The organism is Weissella sp. LMG 11983 (assembly GCF_025908495.1).
Taxonomy (GTDB): Bacteria; Bacillota; Bacilli; order Lactobacillales; family Lactobacillaceae; genus Weissella; species Weissella fermenti.
Map to the genome: position 1 here is coordinate 208,076 of NZ_JAOZFD010000002.1, position 23,801 is coordinate 231,876.

General features: G+C 45.0%; 21 protein-coding genes, 1 pseudogene and 1 other annotated feature. Of the genes and pseudogenes, 17 read left to right on the forward strand and 5 right to left on the reverse strand.

The genetic code is table 11. The features are described from left to right. Window positions 1-30 precede the first annotated feature (30 nt). The 15 genes and pseudogenes from OIT45_RS10555 to OIT45_RS10625 all read left to right on the forward strand — a co-directional run bounded on the left by OIT45_RS10555 (window position 31) and on the right by OIT45_RS10625 (window position 16,038). Complete coding sequence (locus OIT45_RS10555; protein WP_199404191.1) at window positions 31-711, forward strand: GTP pyrophosphokinase family protein; 681 nt, start codon at window positions 31-33, stop codon at window positions 709-711. A 73-nt stretch (window positions 712-784) separates the two neighbouring features. After that, window positions 785-1,052 (forward strand) — a binding site (T-box leader). A 105-nt stretch (window positions 1,053-1,157) separates the two neighbouring features. Continuing rightward, window positions 1,158-2,450, forward strand: a complete 1,293-nt coding sequence (locus OIT45_RS10560) for a M20/M25/M40 family metallo-hydrolase (protein WP_264330376.1) — start codon at window positions 1,158-1,160, stop codon at window positions 2,448-2,450. Between the two features lie 46 nt (window positions 2,451-2,496). After that, window positions 2,497-3,336 (forward strand): MetQ/NlpA family ABC transporter substrate-binding protein, encoded by an 840-nt coding sequence (locus tag OIT45_RS10565; RefSeq protein ID WP_003607618.1) that lies wholly within the window; start codon window positions 2,497-2,499, stop codon window positions 3,334-3,336. 244 nt (window positions 3,337-3,580) lie between these two features. Then, window positions 3,581-3,730, forward strand: a complete 150-nt coding sequence (gene rpmG, locus OIT45_RS10570) for a 50S ribosomal protein L33 (protein ID WP_002827335.1) — start codon at window positions 3,581-3,583, stop codon at window positions 3,728-3,730. Between the two features lie 2 nt (window positions 3,731-3,732). Further along, window positions 3,733-4,002 (forward strand): 30S ribosomal protein S14, encoded by a 270-nt coding sequence (gene rpsN, locus OIT45_RS10575; RefSeq protein WP_003607614.1) that lies wholly within the window; start codon window positions 3,733-3,735, stop codon window positions 4,000-4,002. Between the two features lie 267 nt (window positions 4,003-4,269). Further along, a pseudogene (gene spxB / locus OIT45_RS10580) lies at window positions 4,270-6,100 on the forward strand (pyruvate oxidase). A gap of 122 nt (window positions 6,101-6,222) precedes the next feature. Next, window positions 6,223-7,035, forward strand: coding sequence for an AraC family transcriptional regulator (locus OIT45_RS10585; RefSeq protein ID WP_056973261.1), 813 nt, complete (start codon window positions 6,223-6,225; stop codon window positions 7,033-7,035). Window positions 7,036-7,196: 161 nt separating this feature from the next. Next, window positions 7,197-8,603, forward strand: coding sequence for a glycoside-pentoside-hexuronide (GPH):cation symporter (locus OIT45_RS10590; RefSeq protein ID WP_087045637.1), 1,407 nt, complete (start codon window positions 7,197-7,199; stop codon window positions 8,601-8,603). 1 nt (window position 8,604) lies between these two features. Continuing rightward, window positions 8,605-9,786: a galactokinase gene (locus OIT45_RS10595; RefSeq protein ID WP_199404192.1), complete on the forward strand. Its 1,182-nt coding sequence runs from the start codon at window positions 8,605-8,607 to the stop codon at window positions 9,784-9,786. Between the two features lie 11 nt (window positions 9,787-9,797). Beyond that, window positions 9,798-11,300, forward strand: a complete 1,503-nt coding sequence (locus tag OIT45_RS10600; RefSeq protein ID WP_264340065.1) for a UDP-glucose--hexose-1-phosphate uridylyltransferase — start codon at window positions 9,798-9,800, stop codon at window positions 11,298-11,300. Window positions 11,301-11,382: 82 nt separating this feature from the next. After that, a complete protein-coding gene (locus tag OIT45_RS10605; RefSeq protein ID WP_199404194.1) occupies window positions 11,383-13,281 on the forward strand; it encodes a glycoside hydrolase family 2 protein in 1,899 nt (632 codons plus the stop codon). Then, window positions 13,268-14,191 (forward strand): beta-galactosidase small subunit, encoded by a 924-nt coding sequence (locus tag OIT45_RS10610; RefSeq protein WP_264340110.1) that lies wholly within the window; start codon window positions 13,268-13,270, stop codon window positions 14,189-14,191. Before OIT45_RS10605 ends, OIT45_RS10610 begins: the two co-directional genes overlap by 14 nt. Before the next feature lie 151 nt (window positions 14,192-14,342). Continuing rightward, the gene (locus OIT45_RS10615) at window positions 14,343-14,894 is read left to right on the forward strand and encodes a helix-turn-helix transcriptional regulator (protein WP_199404195.1); all 552 of its coding nucleotides are present in this window, start codon (window positions 14,343-14,345) and stop codon (window positions 14,892-14,894) included. Between the two features lie 70 nt (window positions 14,895-14,964). Continuing rightward, the gene (locus tag OIT45_RS10620; protein ID WP_242458265.1) at window positions 14,965-15,288 is read left to right on the forward strand and encodes a VOC family protein; all 324 of its coding nucleotides are present in this window, start codon (window positions 14,965-14,967) and stop codon (window positions 15,286-15,288) included. 201 nt (window positions 15,289-15,489) lie between these two features. After that, window positions 15,490-16,038 (forward strand): helix-turn-helix domain-containing protein, encoded by a 549-nt coding sequence (locus OIT45_RS10625; RefSeq protein WP_199404196.1) that lies wholly within the window; start codon window positions 15,490-15,492, stop codon window positions 16,036-16,038. 44 nt (window positions 16,039-16,082) lie between these two features. On the opposite strand, the gene OIT45_RS10630 is transcribed toward OIT45_RS10625, so the two are convergent. The 5 genes from OIT45_RS10630 to mvk all read right to left on the reverse strand — a co-directional run bounded on the left by OIT45_RS10630 (window position 16,083) and on the right by mvk (window position 20,842). Further along, entirely contained in the window at window positions 16,083-16,625 is a 543-nt protein-coding gene (locus OIT45_RS10630; RefSeq protein ID WP_003607597.1) for a TetR/AcrR family transcriptional regulator, read from the reverse strand. A gap of 171 nt (window positions 16,626-16,796) precedes the next feature. Next, window positions 16,797-17,828, reverse strand: coding sequence for a type 2 isopentenyl-diphosphate Delta-isomerase (fni, locus tag OIT45_RS10635; protein WP_264340111.1), 1,032 nt, complete (start codon window positions 17,826-17,828; stop codon window positions 16,797-16,799). Window positions 17,829-17,845: 17 nt separating this feature from the next. Beyond that, a complete protein-coding gene (locus tag OIT45_RS10640) occupies window positions 17,846-18,910 on the reverse strand; it encodes a phosphomevalonate kinase (RefSeq protein WP_199404197.1) in 1,065 nt (354 codons plus the stop codon). Further along, complete coding sequence (mvaD, locus tag OIT45_RS10645; protein ID WP_135388110.1) at window positions 18,910-19,896, reverse strand: diphosphomevalonate decarboxylase; 987 nt, start codon at window positions 19,894-19,896, stop codon at window positions 18,910-18,912. The genes OIT45_RS10640 and mvaD overlap by 1 nt, the downstream gene beginning before the upstream one ends. A 10-nt stretch (window positions 19,897-19,906) precedes the next feature. After that, window positions 19,907-20,842, reverse strand: coding sequence for a mevalonate kinase (mvk, locus tag OIT45_RS10650; RefSeq protein ID WP_003607593.1), 936 nt, complete (start codon window positions 20,840-20,842; stop codon window positions 19,907-19,909). Between the two features lie 138 nt (window positions 20,843-20,980). Between mvk and OIT45_RS10655 the strand changes: the two genes are divergently transcribed. Both OIT45_RS10655 and OIT45_RS10660 read left to right on the forward strand, forming a co-directional pair. Then, on the forward strand, window positions 20,981-21,508 hold the full coding sequence (locus OIT45_RS10655; protein WP_264340066.1) for an exonuclease domain-containing protein: 528 nt from the start codon (window positions 20,981-20,983) through the stop codon (window positions 21,506-21,508). Continuing rightward, the gene (locus OIT45_RS10660; RefSeq protein WP_264340067.1) at window positions 21,502-23,799 is read left to right on the forward strand and encodes an ATP-dependent DNA helicase; all 2,298 of its coding nucleotides are present in this window, start codon (window positions 21,502-21,504) and stop codon (window positions 23,797-23,799) included. Before OIT45_RS10655 ends, OIT45_RS10660 begins: the two co-directional genes overlap by 7 nt. Window positions 23,800-23,801: the final 2 nt, after the last annotated feature.

The following is a 23,801-nucleotide window of genomic DNA, read 5'->3' on the forward strand; positions in this document are numbered from 1 at the left end:
TATACAAAGATTTTGAAACGGAGTGTAGCAATGATTAATCAACGAGCTTCAACGATAAACGTCAACCAAATGCGCGACATGCTAAGTACGTCGGGCCTAAATATCGGGGTAGAAGTCGAAGAACTCACGAAATTCGCCCGCATGTATCAAACGTACGAGTCTGCGCAACATGAGATTGCGACGAAATTAGAAAATCTTGATGCTGAGTTTCAAATGAACTATAACCATAACCCGATCCATCATTTGGAGGGACGTATGAAGGATCCGCAAAGTTTGTTTGGCAAGTTGCAACGGAAAAACTTGCCAATGACTGTGGATATTATTCCAGATAACATCTTTGATATCGCGGGTATTCGCGTCATCACGAATTATATTGATGACATTTACACGGTTGAACGTTTGTTAGTCGCCCAAGATGATGTCACTTTGTTAAAGCGCAAGGATTATGTCGAAAATCCTAAGCCAAGTGGCTATCGCAGCTTGCACTTAGTGGTTGAAATTCCCGTCTTCAGGTCGACGGGTGTTGAACGTGTACCGGTTGAGATTCAAATCAGAACAATCGGTATGGACATGTGGGCCAGTTTGGAACACAAGTTGCGCTACAAAACTGACGCAGAACGCGCTGACGAGTTCGCTGATAACTTGATTGGTTATGCGAATGAGCTGAATCAAATTGAGCAAAATTTCCAGAATATTCATCGCGAATTATAATGAATTGCCACGTTAAATTAAAATTACATTAGAAAATATGTTGACATTTTTTAATTTAGCAAATATACTTACTTTATCGACAACGACGAGATGAAGTAAGTCCTGAAAAAATCGCAGAGAGCCAACGGTTGGTGTGAGTTGGTATTTGGCAAGGGGTGAAAATGGTCTTTGAGTCAGAGTTAATGTGAGCAGATTTGCAAGCATTAACCGGGTGCGCCCGTTATCGCGCAAACGTATATCCGGCGACCGTTGACTAGTCCGGTCAGAAGGCGTACGTGTGAAGCCCTTTTTGGTAATAAAAAGGGAAAACTGGGTGGTAACACGATTATGTCGTCCCAGGATGTCCATTTGGATGTCCTGGGACTTTTTTTGTGGAAAATCCAACCGACAGCATCGAATTAACGCGGGATTCGATGTGAGTTGATGAATAATGAGGGGAAACAGGGATGAGTAGTAATCGAGAGAAAAATTTACAGGTATTATCGGATTTAGTTGCGATACCGAGCGTCTCGGCTCGTCGTGAGGGACAAGATGTCGCAGCAAAATATTTAAGAGATGTCTTTCGTGACGCCGGTGCAGAAGTTACGTATGATGACAGTTTTCCAGCGCCGTTTGTCCTCGCTAAGGTTTTAAGCAATCGACCAGATGCGAAGACGTTGGTGCTCTATAACCACTACGATGTACAACCGGAAGATCCAATTGCGCTATGGGAAACTGATCCGTTTACGTTAACCGAAAAGGATGGGCGACTATATGCACGTGGTGTAGCGGACGATAAGGGGCATATCACGGCACGATTGGAAGCAGTTGAAGATTACCTTGCACTGCATGAAACATTGCCAGTAAATGTGTACTTTGTAGTTGAAGGTGCTGAAGAGTCCGGATCTGAATATTTTAAGGATTACCTAGAAAAGTATGCTTATGAATTTGAAAATGTCGATTTAGTTATTTGGGAATCTGGTACCGTCCATGGTGATGATCGTTTGGAGGTGTTCGGGGGTAATAAGGGAATTATTACGTTCACGCTTTCAGCACAGACGGCGGCAGAAGATATTCATTCATCGTTTGCAGCAGTCGTTGATTTAGCGGCTTGGCGTTTGATTGATGCCATCGCGTCACTAAGAGGACAAGATGGTGAAATTTTAATTGATGGGCTTTATGAAACAGCTCGCGAGCCGAATGAACGCGAGCAAGCTCTAGTACGGGGTGGTGAAGTCACACCTGAAAGCTTGAAACGTGACCTTGGGTTAAGACGGCCGTTATTGACTGAGACGACGGGTGAGGATTTCTATGACAATTTGTTTTTTAAGTCCAACCTGAATATTGAGGGAATCCAAAGTGGGTATCAGGGTCCGGGTGTTAAAACAGTCACACCAGCAAGCGCGACTGCTAAGTTGGAAATTAGATTAGTGCCAGGCCAAGAACCACAAGATGTGTTTGACAAACTAGTGGATCAGCTAAAACGAAATGGATTTGGCGATGTTGAAGCGACGCTAACATTAGCAACGCCAGGATACCGTTCAGACATGTCAGCACCACGAATTTTGTCGTTGGTCACATTGGCTGAACAGCTGTACCAGACCGTCGAAGTGTCACCAACATCGGCTGGCACCGGCCCAATGTACTGGGCGAACAAATACATTGGCGCACCGATTGCAGCAGTTGGGTTAGCTTATGATGGTAGTCAAATCCATGCGCCAAATGAAAACATTCGGTCGAGCATCATGTGGCATTGGTAACCGCACTTATTGCGGATTATTCGGAAAAAGATTAAGGGGAAAACAGATGGTTAATAAGAAGATTTGGCTTGGGGCTGCTGTAACAGTGGCAACGACGATTGCGGTAGGTACGACAGTAATTAATCACGTGAAGGCTGATACTGATGATAAAACCGTTACAGTTGGTATTGTTGGTGATTCATCACGTGAGCTTTGGGAAAATGTGTCTAAGCGTACCGAGAAGAAGTATGGCGTGAAGATCAAAATCAAGGTTTTCAGTGACTATGTAAAGCCGAACCAAGCCCTTGTGGACGGCAGTTTGGATTTGAATGCCTTTCAAACGAAGGTGTTCTTTGATGATCAAAACAAGAAGCTGGGTAATAAGTTGGTCTCGATTGGTAAAACGGTGATTTCACCAATTCGTTTGTATTCATTGAAGCATGACAAGCTTGCTGATTTGAAGGATGGGGCACAAGTGGTAATTCCAAATGACGCGACGAACGAACAACGCGCGCTTAATTTGTTAGTACAAGCCAAGTTGATTAAGTATAATGAGAGTGTTGATACACCAACTGTAAAGGACATTACAGATAATCCTAAGAAGTTGGACATTGTTGAAATCGCGTCCGACCAAACTGTGTCAGCATTGAAGTCAGCAGACGCAGCGGTGATTAACGGTAACTACGCACAAGATGCTGGGTTAAAGACAAAAAATGTGTTGTTAACGCAAGATGTATCTAATCCAAAGACGGCATCGCCATACATCAACATCATTGCGGCGCGTAAGGATAAGGCCAAGACGAAAGCCTATCGTGAAATTGTTAAGGTTTATCAGACCAAGACAACTGAAAAAGAAATTAATAAGTTGTACAACGGGTTTGAAAGTGCAGCTTGGAATTTGAAGTAACTGCATCTAAAAAATGCGTGTTTTCCTTGATAAATCAAGCTTAAAACGCGTCAAGTAAAATTACTTGTCACTTTTTTAGGGAAAACACTTGAATTTTCTCAATAAACTGTGTAATATAATTATTTGTAATTTACTAGCTATATTGTAACGGCGCAAGCTTGGGGATTAGCCCAATGCAGCTAATCCTGTCGTTCAAATTAGTGGTGAGGGGCACCTCACAAATTAAATTCAAGGAGTTATGTTAATGCGCATTAACATTTTGTTGGAAGCCGCCGAAACTGGTGAGCGTATCTACTTGACTTCTAAGAACCGTCGTAACACGCCAGACCGTTTGGAGTTGAAGAAGTACTCTCCAAAGTTGCGTCGTGTCACTGTGTTCAAGGAGGTTAAGTAATCATGGCTAAGAAGTCAAAGATCGCTAAGGCTAAGAAGATTGAAGCAACTGTAGAGAAGTACGCTGCAAAGCGCGCTGCCTTGAAGGCTGCTGGTGACTACGTAGGGTTGTCAAAGTTGCCTCGCAACGCATCACCTGTACGTATGCACAACCGTGATAAGATTGATGGACGTCCTCACGCTTACATGCGCGAGTTCGGAATGTCACGTTTGAACTTCCGTCAATTGGCACACAAGGGCTTGATCCCTGGTGTTAAGAAGGCTTCTTGGTAATCTGCATTTTACCTTAAGTCTTAAAGAGAGCATCTACTTTCGAGTAGGTGCTCTTTTTTGTCCCATCGATTTGGAAAAGCGTTAATATAATTGTGTTGGAAGGCGCTTACAATTATTTCCAGGAAAATAAACCTTTTTATTTGTCTTAAGTGTTTGAAAGCGTTATACTAAACGTAAGTAATTATTTAATTAATCATCTTCATCGGCCTAGTTGTTTGGCTAGGGTGACGGAGAATAATTGTTTTTTCTAAACAGGAGGCTTATCTCATGTCAGATAAGAAGATTACAGCCGGTTTGGCTGCATTGAAGGTTATGGAAGGTTGGGGTATCGACACAATGTACGGTATTCCTTCTGGAACTTTGAGTGGATTGATGAACGCGATGAGTAATCCTGAGAACAACATCAAGTTCATTCAAGTTAAGCACGAAGAAGTTGGAAGTATGGCAGCTGCCATGCAATACAAGTTCAGTGGTAAGATGGCCGTTGCTGTCGGATCTGGTGGACCTGGTGCTACTCACTTGATCAACGGTTTGTACGATGCTGCTATGGACGCAACGCCAGTTTTGGCAATTTTGGGTTCAAAGCCATCACGTGAATTGGGAATGGATTTATTCCAAGAGTTGAACCAAAACCCAATGTACAACAACATCGCTGTTTACAACAAGCGCGTTGCTGTTCCTGAGCAATTGCCATACATGATTGACGATGCCATCCGCAACGCCATTTCAAAGAAGGGTGTCGCTGTTCTTGAAGTGCCAGCCGATTTCGGATTTGCTGAAATTGACGCTGAGATGAACTACGCTAACCCAATTTACTCTTCTGGTGATGTTTACAAGGAATACGACCCAGTTGCACCTAAGGCTGCTGATGTTGATGCCGCTGTTGAAATTTTGAAGAATGCTAAGCGTCCAGTAATCTACGCTGGTTTCGGAACAATTGGTCACGGTGAGCTTGTACAAGAATTGTCTCGTAAGTTGAAGGCACCTGTTTTGGTAACTGCTAAGAGCTACGAAGCATTCGATTACGACTTTGAGGGATTGATGGGTTCTGCTGGACGTGTTGCTTGGAAGTCAGGTAACGATGTTATCTTCGAAGCAGATACTGTTTTGTTCATTGGTAACAACTACCCATTCTCACAAGTTGAGAACTTCATGGCTGGTGTTAAGCACTTTATCCAAATCGACAGCAACCCAGCTCGTCTAGGACGTCGTCACAAGGCTGACGTTGCGATGTTGGCTGATGCCGGTTTGGCAGTTGAAGCATTGTTGGAGAAGGTTGAGCCAGTTGCTGAGTCAGCATGGTGGAACGCTGCTTTGAAGGATGCCCAAAACTGGCGTGACTACATGCACAAGATTGAGACGAAGACGGAAGGCCCATTGGAGGCTTACCAAGTCTACAACGCCATCAACAAGTACGCTGATGAAGATGCAATCTTCTCAATTGATGTTGGTGACACAACACAAATGTCAATTCGTCACTTGCACATGACACCAAAGAACATGTGGCGTACGTCACCATTGTTCGCAACGATGGGTATTGCCATCCCTGGTGGAATTGGTGCTAAGAACGTCTTCCCAGATCGTCAAGTATTTAATATCGCCGGTGACGGTGCCTTTGCGATGACTGATTTCAGATATCGTGACGGCAGTTCGTTACAACATGCCTGTTATTAACGTTGTTATGACGAACACGCAATACGGCTTCATCAAGGATAAGTATGAGGATACGAACACTTACCGTAACGATGAAATCGTTGACTTTGGTGATGTTGACTACGCCAAGATTGCTGAAGCACAAGGTGCCGTTGGTTTGACGGTTAACAGCATTGCAGACATCGATAAGGTGATGCAAGAAGCCGTTGACTACTACAAGCAAGGCCGTGTTGTTGTGGTTGATGCTAAGATTACGAAGGAGCGTCCAATTCCTGTTGAAGGATTGAAGCTTGATCCAGCCCTAGCATCTGAAGAAGAAATCAAGGCTTTCAAGGAGCGTTATGACGCACAAGAACTTGTGCCATTCCGTAAGTTCCTTGAAGAAGAAGGACTTAAGTCACAAGTTGTTAAGGTTAACGACGAAGACACGAAGTACAACTTCTAATTTAAGATAATATCGAAGCAGCTACAATTATGTGGCTGCTTCTTTTTTACGTTATGGGGCAAATTGCAAAAATGGCTAAGTCAACTCGATTTCGATTTGTTATAGTAAGTATGGGGGTTATTATGCGTACTTTTTATAACATTGCAGATTTGAGTTTGCCGGTAATGGCCGAACATCTTGGGGCTGAGTGGAATCAGGGGGTTATCATTCGTCACCAAGGCTTCCCACATTTTCATTGGTTACAAACGCAATCAGGAATGGGGGCTTTTTGGGTACGAGATAAACGCTATGAATTATCGCCCGGGATGGGGATTTTGATTGCACCGGGTGTGCCACATCGGTATGAGCCTTTGGGTAAACGGCCATGGCAAGTACGTTTTGCGACATTCCAGGGGCAACTAGTGGATGACTTACTGAAGCAAATGGTGAATAGCGAATTTGTTTTAGTTGAAGCAACAGAAGCCAAATTATATGCCACCTTACACGAGCAGTTAATGCAACAATTAGCAACTGATCCGGTAGATGATTTGGCTGTATCAACGACGGCTTATCGACTTTTGTTGGGCTTAACGCGTCAACAAAAACAAACCATCGATCAACACCAACCAGACTATCAACATTATGTTGGACCGGCTATCGCATATATGCAGAATCATTTTGCTGAAAATATGTCGATTGCCGAGGTAGCGGAAGCCTTATCGGTTTCAACGCAGTATTTGAATCGTGTATTCAAACGTCTCGTCCAACAAACACCGAATGAGTATTTGACCCAAATCAGAATTAGTAATGCCAAAAAATTGCTGATTTCCCAGCGTCATTTACGTGTCGAAGCGGTCGCTAATCTAAGTGGTTATCAAGACCCTACGTATTTCGGTAAAGTTTTTAAAAAGCAAACCGGTGTTAGTCCGTTAAATTATCGCCAATGGCAAACATGAAATAGTGAACCAGCAGTTTTCTGCTGGTTTTTTTGTGCGACAATTCACAAGGTTTCAATAAATCATGATATTTGGTTATAAAAGTGCCTTTTTAGCAAATGAAAGCGCTTTATTATAAGTGAGTAGGTTAATTATGAAACCAAATATCGGGGGATATAAGCATGAAAAATGTGAAGCAGTATCTGTCTTATGCGGCAGGTGCGTTTGGACACGATGCGTTCTATGCAACGCTTAGTACGTATTTTATGATTTTTGTGACGGGTCAATTATTTGATACGCCAGATAAAGCGTTTAATAATCAAATGATTGGTTGGGTGACAACGATGATTGTCGCCATTCGTTTGATTGAAATTGTGTTTGATCCAATTATTGGGGGAATTGTTGATAACACACGGACACGATGGGGAAAGTTTAAGCCATGGCTGATTATCGCAGGATTTATTAGTTCATTCTTGCTGGTGGTTATTTTTACTGACTTTGGGGGCTTAGCAACATCACACCCATTCCTTTACTTGGTATTGTTTGGGATTGTGTTTGTTACGTTGGATGCGTTTTACTCATTTAAGGACATTGCTTTCTGGTCAATGTTGCCAGCTTTGTCATTGAATAGTAGTACGCGTGAGAAGTTTGGAACGGTAGCCCGCTTTGGGTCAACGCTAGGTCAACAAGGTGTACAAATCGTGGTTGTGCCATTGGTTATGTTCTTCTCAATGGCCTTTGCCGGGGCACATACTGAAACAAAGACTGGTTGGTTCTGGTTCGCCATTGTAATTGCGGTCATCGCTTACCTTGGTGCTTTGCTAACTGCAGCCGGCACTAAAGAAGAGGACAATGTCGTCCGTCAAAATACGGAAAAAGTTGGTGTACTTGAAGTCTTTAAGGTTGTTGCAAAGAACGATCAATTGATGTGGCAAGCCGTTTCTTACATTATGTTCGCGCTTGCGTATGTTGTCACAAACTCACTATTGTTGTACTATTTCAAGTACGTTATGGGTGCTGACAATGAGTTTTACTTGGTTGGTATTTTCACAGCAATTGAAGGGATGATTTCAGTTGCCATCTTCCCAACATTAACGAAGTTTTTGGCTCGTCGCACTATTTTCTTTAGTGGAGCGGTTGTGATGTTAGCTGGTTACTTGTTGTTTATGGTCGCAGGTAACAATTTGGCGTTGGTTTTGACGGCTGTCACGATGTTCTTTATGCCATACCCAATCATGTTCTTGGTTGTGTTGATGACCATTACCGACTCAGTGGAATATGGTCAATGGAAGCTTGGCACTCGTCACGAATCAGTGACATTGGCAATTCGACCATTGTTGGATAAGTTGGCAGGTGCGTTCGCTAACGGTGTTGTCGGATTCGCTGCGGTTGTAGCCGGGATGACTGGTAGCGCTAAGCCATCAGATATCACTGCACATGGCCTAAGTATGTTTAAGATGTTTATGTTCTATGGTCCAATGGTCTTGATCATCGTGTCAGTTTTGATTTACTGGCGTAAGGTGACGTTGACTGAAGCACGTCACGCTGAGATTGTGGCGGAATTGGAAGCACGTTTGAAGGAGAATTAAAATGGTTTATGAATTAAATCATGAGTTAGCACAATCATTCGAGAAGCGTTTTGGCTATGAGCCGGCGAAGTTGTACTTTTCACCAGGTCGCGTGAATTTGATTGGTGAACACACCGATTATAATGGGGGTCATGTTTTCCCAGCTGCAATTAGTGTTGGGACGTATGGCGCGATTGCACCACGTGATGATCAAGAGATTCGCACCTATTCAGCGAACTTCCCAGAGGCTGGGATTCAATTGATTGCATTGGATGATATCGCATTGCGTCAATATGATACATGGATTAAGTACTTGCGCGGTGTGATTACTGAAATGGCCAAGTTTGGCTACCCCGTAACAAAAGGGTTTGACTTGGCAATTGTTGGTGACATGCCAACAGCATCAGGGCTGTCATCATCAGCTTCATTGGAAATGTTGCTCATTAATATGCTAGCTGATTTGATGGGATATGAGAATGATAAGTTGACCATTGTGAAGATGGGGCAAGCAGTTGAAAATGATTATCTTGGACTAAAAACAGGTATTATGGATCAATTTGCTGTCGCCTTTGGTGAAGACGAACAGGCCATCTTCTTGGACACGAACACGCTTGAATATGAGATGGTACCGGCCGAGTTTGGTGAGTATCGTTTGTTGGTCATGACGACTAATAAGAAACGTGAATTGGTTGATTCAAAGTACAACGAACGTCGTGCGGAGACGGAAGCAGCATTGGCTTTGCTCCAAGAAAGTGTTGATATCCAAACGTTGGGTGATTTGACGACGGACCAATTCCTGGCAGCGTCAGCGTCATTAACGGCTGATAATGAGGTCATTATGCGTCGCGCGCGTCATGCCGTGACTGAGAACCAACGTACGGTAGAAGCAAAGGCAGCTTTGCAGGACCACGATTTGGAAACGTTCGGGCAATTGTTAACAGCGTCGCACAATTCGTTGCGTGATGATTATGAAGTAACTGGTGTTGAGCTAGATACACTGGTCGACGCAGCGTTGGCACAAACTGGCGTGCTAGGTGCTCGTATGACCGGTGCTGGATTTGGTGGTTCAGCCATCGCGTTAGTTGAAGAAGCCCGTGTACCTGAAATCACGGCAGCAGTTGGTGAAGTCTACACCAACAAAATTGGCTACCAGCCATCATTTTTCGTCGCCGAAATTGTTGCTGGTACGCATGAAATTAAGTAGAGGAAGTCGTTATGTTAGATTCACATAGTAGTCAATTGGTCTTAGATTTCGTGGCATGGGGTGTTAAGCTACAGGCCTATTCAGAAATGGAAACAGTTTATCGGACTAACTTAGTCTTGGCTGAACTCGGTCTAGATGGGATTGTTGATGGACAGACAGGGAATACTGAGCGCTCGCTAAGTGAATTGACGACATTGTTGCTGGATATTTCTGATAAGTCACCCGATGAGCGTTGGCAACTAGATGTGATGCGAGCACGCTTGTTGAACATTGTGACGCCAACACCTGATCGACTACAAAGCAATTTTGAAAAGTTGTATGCCCAGAGCCCTGAAAAAGTAGTTGCTTATTACTATGACTTAAGCCGGGCCATTGAAAACGTTAAAGTAGCTGATATTCAAAAGAATATTGCCTACGAAGCGGCATCTGATTTTGGTGATTTGGAAATTACGATTAATTTGTCCAAGCCGGAGAAGACGACAGCAGAAATCAAGGCGGCCGCGGCTGCACCAAAAGCGGCTTATCCGCCAACTGCCTTGGATTATACGAATGAAGGGTACGCCGGCTCGATTACACAAGCACCGCGTGCAACACATCGCTTTATTCGTAAATCATTGCAAGGGCAAACATGGGGCTGGCATTATTCGCCATATGCATACTTTGGGGAGCATGCGATTTTTGTTGACTTTGAACGCGAGACGATGGTGATCAATCAAGCAACGTTTGAAAACTTGCTGACGATTGTTGAACGCTATCCAATGTACTTTGTGGGCTCGAATGCGGATTTGCCAATCGTTGGTGGATCAATTCTGTCACAAGAACATTTTCAAGGTGGACGCCATGTCTTTCCGTTGATGAAAGCGCCGACAGAATGCGAAATTCCAATGCCGGCCTTCCCGGATATTCGAGCTGATATTGTCCGTTGGCCGATGACAACCATTCGTTTAACGGCAACCGATAAAGAGAAGCTAGTAGCAGCCAGCGAATTTATTCGTGAAGCTTGGCAAGGGTACTCGGATGACCGTTTGGATATTCATGCGACGAGTGAACGTGGTGAACAACAGCATACGGTGACGCCGATTGCAATGAAGCGTCCGGGATTATACGTCATGTATTTGGTTTTGCGTGATAATGGGACGTCAGCTGAATACCCAGAAGGCATTTTCCATCCCCACCCAGACGTGCAACACATCAAGCGTGAAAATATCGGCTTGATTGAAGTGATGGGGTTGGCTATCTTGCCAGCGCGTTTGAAGGATGAACTCAGTGATGTTGAAGCATTCTTACTTGGTGAGGTAGGCATCGAACAGGTCGCTGAAGGGCACCGACCATGGGCTGAAATGTTGGCCCGTGAACATGCGGTGACGCCTGCCAATGTCCATGAAATTGTGCAACAAGCCGTTGGAAAGGTGTTTGCTGAAGTGCTGACTCATGCAGGGGTCTATAAGTATGACGCAAGTGGTCGTGAGGGACTGAAGCGCTTTATCGCACATCTAACAGCAGCAGGTAAATAACAGTCAAATGGCACTTCCAACAGTGTTGGAGGTGCCATTTTTCAAAAATGATTTGTAAGCGCATACAAAAGAGGAGGGAAACATGGAAGCGAAACTTGAATGGTTAGATGATCCGCGTGTATTCCGTGTTGGCAAACTGCCAGCACACAGTGATCACGAAATCTATCGAGATAAGGCAGATTACAAGGCAGGAAACCAAGCTGATACGTTGTCACTGGATGGAGAGTGGGATTTTCATTACGGAGCATCACCGCGTGAACGAACGGAACAGTTTTATGATCCACAGGCGGTAGCGACGCGGGCAGAATTTAATAAAATTTCGGTCCCTGGCCACATCCAATTACAAGGATATGGTCAGATCCAATACATTAACACACTGTACCCATGGGATGGGCAACAATACCGTCGTCCACCATTTATGGATGGGGATACACAAGGGATGCCGGGCATTTTCAGCGACGCGCCGGATAATCCGGTTGGCGAATATGTTAAGGTCTTTGACTTACCAACGCACTTTGAAAATAAGCGGATGCATATCACATTTGACGGTGTGGAACAGGCGATGTATCTGTGGGTGAACGGTTACTTCGTGGGCTATTCTGAAGATAGTTTTAGCCGAGCTGAGTTTGACATAACTGAACAGTTACATGCAGGACAAAATATGATTGCAGTAGCTGTCTATAAGCTAAGTACGGCAGCGTTTATTGAAGATCAAGATATGTTCCGCTTCTCGGGTATCTTCAGAAGTGTGCGGTTGCGGGCATTACCTGAAATTGACGTGACAGACGTCGCTATTAAGCCAACTGTACATGGTCGCAACGGCATGGTTGATGTCACGTTGCAGTTATCAGCAACAACACCAGTGACGGGTAACGTTCAGATTGCAATTTTGGACCATAATCAGCAATCACTATTAGAAACGAAGATTAGTGCTGCCGAGCAAGTGCGTCTGGCAGACTTGCTTGTGCCAGACATTGCACTGTGGTCTCACCAACAGCCAAATCTTTATCGTTTGCAAGTGACAGTGACCAATGGAAGTGGTGACGAGGTTGCTTTTGTGGATTATCCATTTGGCTTCCGAACGATTGCAATCGGCGCTGATAATCAGTTGCAGTTGAATGGACAACGCTTGTATCTGAATGGGGTAAACCGTCACGAATGGTCGCCTGAAACGGGGCGTGCGCTTAACGAAGCCGATATGCGCCAGGATATGCGTGTTATTCAAGAAAATCATATCAATGCAGTGCGAACATCCCATTATCCAAACCAGGTGCCTTGGTATTTCATGGCCGATGAAGCCGGCATTTATGTAATGGCGGAAACGAATTTGGAATCACACGGTACCTGGCAGAAGATGGGACAAGTTGAACCATCCGTTAACGTCCCTGGTTCACATGTGGCTTGGCATGATGTCGTGATGGACCGGGCACAGAGTAACTATGAGCAATTTAAGAATCACGTGTCGATTCTATTTTGGTCGCTTGGTAATGAATCGTATGCTGGTGATAACATCGCTGATATGAATGCGTACTTTAAGCAGGTTGATTCAACGCGACTAACGCACTATGAAGGGGTCTTCCATAACCGGGAGTATGACGACCGAATTTCAGATGTGGAAAGTCGGATGTATGCCTCGCCGGCTGATATTCGGACATATCTGACTGAACAACCTAAGAAGCCTTATCTAAACTGCGAGTTCATGCACAGCATGGGTAATTCAGTGGGAGACTTTGACGAATATATGGCCTTGTACGATGAGTTCCCTGCATATGGTGGCGGGTTCATTTGGGATTTCAAAGATCAGGCGTTGTGGCAAGACGATCCAATTACGGGGCAACGATTTTTAGCCTATGGTGGTGACTTTAACGAGCGCCATTCTGATTATGAATTCTCAGGTAACGGTATTGTCTTTGCCGACCGTCAGTTGAAGCCAGCAATGCAAGAGGTGAAATATTTCTATGAGCGATATGAAAACAAATAAATTGAAGGTTGTGTATGGTGATGGCGTCCTTGGGATTCATGCAGCCGATACGCATTACCTATTCAGTTATGAAAAAGGTGGCTTGGAATTGTTGCGTGTGAACGACGTTGAGTGGTTGTACCGTGTACCAAAACCAGCCTTCTGGCGTGCAACCACGGATAATGACCGTGGTAATGGCTTTTCAACTAAGAGTGCGCAATGGTTTGGCGCCGACCAGTTCACTACGGCCGTTGATTTCAACGTTATAGTCGACGGGGTTGAAATTGCCAAGCCCGTGGCGCCTGAAAACAATCGTTATGATAATCAGCAAACAGCCGACCAAGTAAAAATCACGTTCACCTATCAGACACCAACTTCGCCACAAACGACGGTATTGGTGAGTTATGAGGTAGTTAACGGTGGTGAGTTAACCATTACCGCAACCTATTTTGGTCAGTCGGAGTTGCCGGAGTTGCCAGCTTTCGGGTTGCGACTCGTAATGCCCGCGCCAGTTACTGGTTTCACGTATCAGGGGTTGTCGGGTGAAACGTATCCTGATCGTTGGCAAGGTGGTGAACCGGGTATTCATCAAGTTGACGGTCTACCGGTTACGCCATATTTGGTGCCACAAGAGATGGGGATGCATATTAAGACGGACTGGGTGACATTAACCCACAATACTGGTTCTCATTTACGTGTGGATAAGACAGATAATCAATTTGCCTTTTCAGCATTACCATACACGGCGGTTGAATTAGAATCAGCAACCCATCAAAATGAATTGCCACCGGCTCGTCGAACGGTTTTGACGGTTTACGGCGCAGTTCGCGGTGTTGGTGGTATCGATAGTTGGGGCAGCGATGTGCAACCAGCATATCGATTGCCAAGTGACCAGGATTATTCAGTGAGTGTGACAATATCCGTTAACTAAACAAAAGGCGTGCCAATCGGTACGCTTTTTTCTTATGCCTTGTTGTCGAATGTCGTTAATTTCGATATATTTTTCAAGTGCAACCGTCAGTTGCTTGGCGATATACCGGCATTCTTGTAAAGTTAAGGGGTAGGAATGAGGAGGATACGAAATGAAGATTGGTGAAAATATTCAACTGCATCGTGAGCAACATGGGATGTCACAACAAGAGTTAGCGGACAAATTGGGAGTAACCCGGCAATCAATTTCAAAGTGGGAAAATGACACAGCGCTGCCAAGTTTCAAAAGCGTGTTGATGATTGGGGATGTGTTTAATCTTTCGTTGGATGAGTTGGTACGTGGGGATGATCGGTTGATTGAGGAGTATGAGCACGAAAAGGGATTTAATCTCCTGCCAACAGAAATTATCGTTTTTTCATTGGTGGGTACAGGAATAGTAGGTATTATACTGATAATGATTTGGCCAAATATCACGATAAATGATTGGCCTGGCGCGGTGTTGCAATTAGCGCAACTCGTAGCTTTCATAGGCTTCGTAAAAACGGCACCTTGGGGACAAATCAATCAAATATTGAAGGACCGCAAAGTATTTGTGTGGTTAGTGTTATGGCTTAGTCTAATTCTGTTGCCATATATGGTGGATTTCTTTCAAAGTTTTGTTACGGCTTGGATAACGAGTGTTAAAAACGGCTCACTTGGATAAAATACCAGTCGTTGTATTAGCACAATCTAAAATGTTACCATTAACGTACAATCTGAAAGTGAGAATGAACATGAATAATGACGTTGAAGTAATGTTGTACGTAAGTGATGTGAACCGTGAAGCGGATTTTTGGGTATCATTGGGATTTGTTGAGCGTGATCGTCAAGATATGGGCGAGACTGAAATGGTGCAAGTGGCACCTTCAGAAGACGGCGCATTCGCGTTGAATATCTTTGACCGTGAGTTTATCAAGGAGAACTCACCTGAAGTCGTTGATAACGTACCTTCAATCATGTTTCACGTCAGACGACGTGGATGCGTTGTACAACAAGATGACAGAATTGAATGTCGAAAAGGGCGAATTAGTCGAAATGGGTCTCCAAAAGGTCTTTAATTTCGCGAACCCAGACGGTCTATACTTCGGTGTTTCAGGTATCTAACCGGGAGACAAAGTCAGCATATTTGCTGGCTTTTTTCTTTTTATCGGAATTTCCGCTGGTTGCGAAGCTGTTTTCCAAAGTGCAACCTATAGTTGCTAGTAATTTTAGATTTTTTCCGGTAGATTTTACTGTAGTAAATTAGCGGAGGAACTATCATGAAATTTGGTGAGAACATTCAATTGCAACGTGAAAATCACAATATGTCACAACAAGAACTTGCAGATATTCTGGGGGTTACGCGGCAATCTGTTTCAAAGTGGGAAAACGATACTTCCTTGCCAAGTTTCAAGAACGTGCTGGCGATTGGAGCGTTGTATGATGTTTCATTGGATGAATTAATTCGTGGGGATGAACGGTTGGTTGAAAAATTTGAGGATCGTAGTGCTGGTCATTATACGCCGGTTGAAATCATCCTATTTACGCTGATTGTAGCCAGCGTAGTGGTATTCATCTTAAGGAATTTCGATGCCAAATTAGCGAATTGGCCTTACTTGGTAAACATGGCGTTCTATACTTTACAATTGATTGCTTTCATAGCTGTGCTTATCATGGCGCCGTGGCAACGCGTTAATGAGTTACTCCGCCAGAATAAGTGGTTCTTTTTTGTGGTACTGGTTTGGGTATTGTTAGTATTCACGCCAGATATGGTCGATTTCTTTAGAGGGTTTTTAGATGGCTTTTTTGGAAGTGTGAAGCAGTATTGATGCACAAAAAATAAAGGACTTGGTATAGTACCAAGTCCTTTATTTTATAGGTTCGCGTGTTGTGCGTCAGTCATTTCAGTGGCAATCTTGGCCATTTCATCAACTGATTCGTGCATCCCCGTAGCAATCCAGCGGATGGCCAAAGCCAACATACCAGAAGCAGTAAAGTCAGACACATAGTCAATTGACATTGAGTGACTAGCTTGGCTACGGAACAATTCCGCGTACAAGCCGTGCATGATATCACGCAAAGGTGGGTAGAATTGTTCGCGAAGGCCGGCGTTTAACAAAACTGCAATTGCCATACCATTAGCTTGCACGAATCCGAAGAATTCGCGTGCAATGATTTCGCTTTCCAACGGTAGGGCAGCGGCTTCCTTCGCAAAGTCATCTGTAAGTTGTTCTACAATCGTCTTGATGACTGCTTCCTTTGTACCAAAATGGCGATAGAAAGCCATCCGTGACACGCCTGCCATGCGGGTAATTTCAGTAACCGCAAGTTGGTCATAGGACTGGCTTTGCAACAAAGTCAGCGTTGCATCAATAATTTGATCGTCAGTCTGCTGACGAATACTCTCCGTTAACATGTTCTTCATGCTTCTAATATACCGAGTAAAACGACTAGCTGTCAGTGATAACCGGCAATCGCAAGGTGACCTTTACTCGCTTTACTAATCCTTTGAAAATGCCATGAAAACTAAAAAACAAGGCTACAAACGTAACCTTGTCTTAATGATTCGTTAATCAAATCGGCCGCATTAACGGCGTTGATCAATATAGTTTTTCAATTCAGGTGACAAAACCGTCTTAACCTTCGCTAAGTCAGCCTGGTTCGTTGCACCAACCATGGCGTAAAGCTTTGCCAAGTGGTTTTGCCAACGAGTGATTTCGGTAATCAAACCATCAGTGCCTTCATTTAGCACAGTGTGCAAGAAGTGACCAGCAACACCAACTGCTTTGGCACCAAGGATTTGGGCCTTCATGACATCCAATGGGTCTTGAATACCACCAGTAGCAAATACAGTAGGCGCGTTTTCAACCAATTGTGCCTCAAGCAAGCTTTCAGCAGTGGTTTGACCCCAGTCGTAAAGGTAGCCGTGAGCAGCCGTCATTTCACGATTGCGGCGATCTTCAATCACAGCGAAGTTCGTCCCTGAACGACCACCTAAGTTGACGTATTGGGCACCTAAGTCACGAATTTGCGCAATCGTTTCTTGTGACATACCGAAACCGACTTCCTTTATAATGACAGGAACAGACACGGTTTCGATAATGCGCTGTAGCTCTTCAGCCCAAATGTATTCACGATCACCTTCAGGCATGACCACTTCTTGTGCAACGTTGATGTGAACTTCAAGGGCGTTGGCTTGAATCATATCAACAACTTGTTGGGCGTGTTCGGCCGTGTGACCAGCGCCGATGTTGGCCATCACGAAGCCATCGGGGTTAATTTCACGAACTGACTTAAACGTGGCGATTGCTTCAGGATCCTTCAAAGCGACACTTTGTGAGCCAACAGCCATGGCCAAACCAGTTTCCTTGGCAGCGGTTGCCAGTTGAGCGTTCACTTTACCAGTCTTTTGGCTACCACCAGTCATCGCTTCGATGTAGAAGGGAGTTGTAAAGTTAAAGTAAGGGTCCATCACACTTAAATCAACGTCGGCGACGCGTGTTTCTGGCAACCCTTGGTGAATAATGCGAACGTCGTGCAATGATGACGTTGGGGCATTACGACGGAATTCGGCTTCCGCTAGAGCTAGGTGTTCATCTTTGCGGTGTGCGTGGGCAATTCCATAATCATTTTCTCCTATAAAGTTGCAATTGAGAGTGGTAGCGGTTGGATGCCAGCTGCAAGCCAGGCTTGCGTGAGCGCTTTAGCAACCAACGGATTGTTCGTAATGGCAATCCCGTTATCACCGCCACCAGCACCTGATATTTTAGCACTTGCACCAAGCTCACTCGCGGTTGAAAGGAGTGTTAACAGTTGTGGTGTCATGTATGATAACCCAACTTGGCTGGTATAAGTGAATAGTTGTTCTTGATTCAAACGAAGCGCCGTGGCGACCTTATCGTAGTCCATTCGACGCAGGCCCTCAACTAACATGTTAACAAGTGGCGCCGTGTTTTGGGCCAATAATTGTTTAGCATGTTGCTTATCAACTGTTGTGGCGCCTTGTGCCAACAGTTGTTGCGTATCTGCTGGTGCGCCTGTCCAACCAACTAACAGTTGCCAGTCAGCAGGAAAACCAAGTCGTTCAAGACGAAGGAGTGGCCAGTCGCGAGCGATGATTTCTGAGAAATAACGATTACTGTCAATCCATTCAGTTATAACCTCAGTATCAAATTTGCTATACAAAACCACGCCACCGAGACTGGCAGCAGCGATGTCACCCATTGAACCAGCTTTGAAGTTTGGCGTCGTCAATGTAATTAATGCCGCCAACTTAAAGCGTTGTTCAGGGGTCATTGGCAGTTCGTAGTCGTCAATGACGGCTTTAATAAGCGCGACTACGACGGCGGCTGATGAACCAAGGCCAAGTTTTTGACCATTGTCGGCATTTAAATGACTCTTAATGGAAACGGTCAACCCTGTGACAGGTTGACCGTTGTCAAGAAGATAATCATTTAATACCTGCAAAGTGCGAATCACAAGGCGCCAATCATCAGTGAGGGGCAAAGTTGGAAGTTCGCTAACTGGCCAATTTTGCTCGCCTAATTGATCACTGGCAACCACTAATTGGTCATCCGTACGACGCGTGACATCAGCAGTGACAAATCGATCAACTGCGATAACAACACTGGGTTGACCACTAAGCGTGACCGCGTATTCACCGGCAAGATAAAGCTTGCCAGGAGCTTTAGCAGTTGTCATTAAATTTCATCTCCTTCAACGATTTTGATTCCAGGGCCAGGTGTTGCAACCTTAATTTGCACACCTGGCAACTCGGCTGTAAGTGCCGTAAGAATCGTGTCAGTATCTGATGGTTGTGAAATCAACTTAACGTTTGGACCAGCATCCATGGTTGCGTACACAGGGACACCTTGTTCACGTAACTTCTGCGCGATAGTGATGATTGTCCAAGACGTATCCGTTAAGTAGTTGAAAGGAGGGACTGATGTGGCATTGGTTGCATGCATCATCAGTGCATCTGTTTCAGCAAGTTCACCAATTGCGGTTAAGTCATGTGCCTTAATTGCAGTTGTCATATCGTCAACGTGATTATTCGTGTAGTCAACCCACGTTTGATACATCGGTGATGTCGTGAGTGCATGTTGCATGCCACCACGAGAGTCAACCTTCTTAGGTTGATCACTTACGATAACCGTCAATAACTGAATTGGCCAATCGACGTTTTCTTGGAACGCGTGGGCAACTGACGTTTCGCTATCAGTACCACGTTCCCAGATGGCAAAACCACCAAAGATAGAACGTGAAGCTGAGCCGGAACCCTGTCGCGCAAGGCGTGACAAGTCTGCATCTGACAGTGTCAAACCGGCAGCTTTACTGGCAGCACCAGCTAACGCAGCAAATGCTGAAGCTGAAGAAGCCAGGCCGGCGGCAGTAGGGACGTGGTTGATTGAGTGAACATGAGCGAAACGGGTTTCGCCAGCTAATTCACGGACCATATCAAGGAAACGGATAACTTTCGTTGCCCCTTTGCCAGTCAATGGTTCACCATCCAACGTCAGTTCATCAGCGCTCAAAGTATCGTCAAACCAGACTGTTGTATCAGTATAAAATTCATCCAACGTGAGGGACACAGAGGTCGTAGTTGGCATGATGAGTTTTTCGTTTTGCTTACCCCAGTACTTTAGCAACGCAATATTTGTGTGCGCGCGGGCAGTTACATGCATCATGAGTTATCTCCTACATTTGTGGGTAACGTTGAGCCCAAACTTCTTGTGCGCCAGCCGCTTCAAGCGCTTGGATGATGCGTTGTACATCTTCATCGCTTTGCGCAAGGGCGAGCATAGCACCGCCAACACCACCGCCAGTTAACTTAGCGCCGAGGGCACCAGCTTGATTGGCAGCGTTGATTAATTCATCAAGCTTTGGGTGAGAAACACCTAAAGCTGACAAGTGAGATTGGGCGTCGTTCATGTGACGACCCAATGATTGAATATCGTCATTAGCTAGGTCTTCGCGGGTTTCACGAGCGATTTGACCTAGTGCGTCGATGTGCGGACGCGTTGCTTCGGGTTCGTTATCAAGTTGCTCACGGACCACTGAGACGGCAAGACCAGTTTGGCCATGTACGCCAGTGTCAGCAATGATTAATGTCCCGTGAAGCGCCATTGACATTGGCTCAGGCTTTTCACCCTTTACAAACCATACCGGTACATCGTGTGCGGTTGTCGCAGCATCAATACCAGATGGTGAGCCGTGTGTAATGGCTTCTTCAATGTTGGCCCAGCGTTGTAGTTCAGCATCGCTTAATTCTGTCTCGAAGAACGCAAAGAAAGCACGCACAATGGCGATCGCTGAGGCCGCAGAAGACCCCATACCACGTTCTTGTGGAATGCTTGACTGGATACGCAAGGTAAAAGGCGTCTTGATAGCGTTGAAGTGACGGAGCAAACGGACAATCAATTGTCGTACGCCTTCATATACTTCTGCCATGGTCGCTAGAGGGCCTTGATACCCTTGAGCGATTACAATTTGTCCTTCTTCACGAGCCTCGATTGTAGCTGTCATGGCCAAATCCGGTAGGGGTAAGGCAATGGCAGGTTGGCCGTAAACGACCGCGTGTTCACCAAGTAAAATCACCTTGGCGTGGCTAGTACCAGTTGCTAGCTTTTCCACTGTAAAATCACCAATCCATTCTCTAATTGTTTTTTCAAACTGCTATTATCATACCAAAACCCATTATATTAGGGAAATAAATGTGAAAATTCATGATACAATTAGGGTACTACTAAAAGAAGGTCGTGGTACGCTCTGATGCTAAATCGAGACATCTATGCGGTTGTCGATCTAGAGACAACCCGTACAACGAGCGAATTGGGCCGAATCATTCAGATTGCGGTCGCATTCGTACAAAATAAAAAAGTCATTAACCAATTTTCAACGTTGGTTAACCCTGGCGAGCAAATTCCACGTAACATTACCCAATTAACGGGTATCACACAAAGTATGGTGAAGGGGGCGCCTTTTTTTGAGGACGTCGCCATGACACTACATGCCATGCTACAAGGCACAATTTTTGTGGCCCACAACGTTAACTTTGATTTGCCGTTTTTGAATGCTGAATTTGAGCGTGTGGGATTAACAGGATTGAAGAGTACTGCTTTGGATACGGTGCCGCTAAGTCAAATTTTGTGGCCCACTGCGCCAGGATATCGTTTGGTTGATATGACCAACTACCTAGCGCTGGAACACAGTCACCCGCACCAAGCGGACAGTGATGCGTTGGCAACAGCCGATTTGCTTATTGCGATTTTGAATGGGCTGAAGGGTTGCCAATGTTGACACTACAAACGTTGGCGGATTTGCCACTGGTTTTGCCACGTGACACGAAGACAGTATTTGAAAAGGCTTTGGCCAAGAATCAAGCCCAGCCACAACCATTACCAGCGCACTTGCAAGTGATTGATGGATTAGCATTGCGTCGCTTCTCTGATCCGGCACCGTTGGTCACAGGACATGCACCGGCTTTCCCAGCTAAAAAAGCTGCAAAAGAACAGTTGTATGGCAAAGAACTGGCGTACCGTGAGCAACAAGCAAAGTTGATGAATGCGATTTACACGCATTACACAGAAGCTGAGTTATCAAATGAACCTGGTAAGACGGCATTTGTTGCTGAGGCACCAACGGGAATGGGAAAGACGTTGGCTTACTTGTTGCCATATGCTTATCTAGCGGATGAACAACAGAAGCAAGTAGTTGTTGCTGTGCCAACAATTACGCTGCAACAACAAGTGACCGATACGATTAATACGACGTTGAAGGACATTTTGCCATTTGAAGTACGTGGGGCGAGCCTGAAGGGACGTACGCACTACTTGAATTTGCAAAGTTTCAAGCGTGCTTTACGCGTCGACGAAGGATCGACGTCATTGCAATTTATCAAGGCACAAATCTTGGTTTGGTTAACTGAAACCTTGAGCGGTGATTTTGACGAATTGAATTTGATTAATCCGCAGCCAGACTTTATGGCTAAGTTGTCACAGCCGGCCAATAATCCAGCTGGGTCACCTTACTATGGACACGAATTTAGCGAACGTCAGCATGTCTTGGCTGAGAATGCACAATTCTTGGTTGTTAATCATGCGTACTTGGCTGAATATGCCCAAGAGCTGGGAACGACTGAAGATTTACCATACTTGGTGATTGACGAAGCCCAGAACTTGCCAAATGCCGTTCTAGAACAAAGCCGTCACCAATTGCCATTCCAAGTTTGGTTGACGCGTGTTCAAAACGCGACGAATTTGATTTTGCGTGATAACGATCCCTCGATTGGGGTGATTTTGAATCGCTTAGTCGGTGGGCAACAATTGAAGTCTCGTTTCTTGCAGCAATTGGAAGTGCTCTCAAGTGAGTTGCCAAAGCTACAAGTTGCGTTCTATCGTCGTTTCTTGCTCAATGGGCATACACCAGCGACGGAAGGTCACTACGAAGTGGAACTACCGATTTCTGAGTTGGCACAGTTCTGGGTCGACCAAGGACACCACCTAACGAGTATGCGTCATGCAGTCCGTGATTTGGGCGAATCGATGGATTATTTGTTGGAGCAATTCAGTAATACCAAGGACGCATTTTCATTGAATGAGCGTCAACATTTGGCGGATTTCCGTCGTTTGCTAGAGAGTATTGCGAAGTATGAGCAACGCTTGACGACGTTCCAACAAGATTTGGTTGATTTCCCAGATGCGAGTGTCTTCTGGCTAACGGAAAATCAAAACCATGACAGCAGCAACTTGCGTTTGAGTGGTGGGTTGCTACACACCTTGGATTTCTTCAAAGACAAGGTTTATCCGCACTTTATGCCACCAACCATTGTCGGGGCAACGTTGTTTACATCAACGAAGTCAGGTTACCTATATGATCGTTTGAATATTGATCGTGATACGGTATTTGCTCGTCGTTATCCTGAAGTGTTTGATTTTAAGAATCAAGCTGAATTGGTAATGGTTGAGAATGCGCCGTCTCCAACTGATTCAGGGTACGTTAGCTATTTGGCCAAGCAATTGGTGCAATTGACGACGACGGTTCAAGAAAACACGCTGGTGCTGTTTAATTCGTTAGACACCATTCAGCAGGTCTATAATCACATGCAGTCAAATCAAACTTGGCAGCAAGGAAATATGACGTTGCTGGCACAAGGTGTGACGGGGACGCGTAGCAAAATTATGAAGCGTCTGCAAAACGAATCACATATGGTTGTTTTGGGTGCCAATAGTTTCTGGGAAGGTGTCGACTTGCCTGGTGATCAACTCCGGATGGTGGTGATTGCGCGACTACCATTTGACCAACCAAATAGCGTGCTAGCTCGCGCCGAAGAAGCGGTCTTGATGGCACACGGTAAGCAACCGTTCTATCAAAGCACGTTGCCAAAGGCGGTGCTACGTTTGCGCCAAGGTGTCGGTCGTTTGATTCGCAAGCCGGATGATTTTGGTGCTGTGGTGATTTATGACCCACGTATCTTGACGAAGTCTTACGGAAAGACGTTGCGCAATATGTTACCGGAGGAAATGCCACAATATACGTTGGCTGACAATGAAGTTGTCCCAAAGGTGAAGCGATTTTTTGATGCGCATTAACG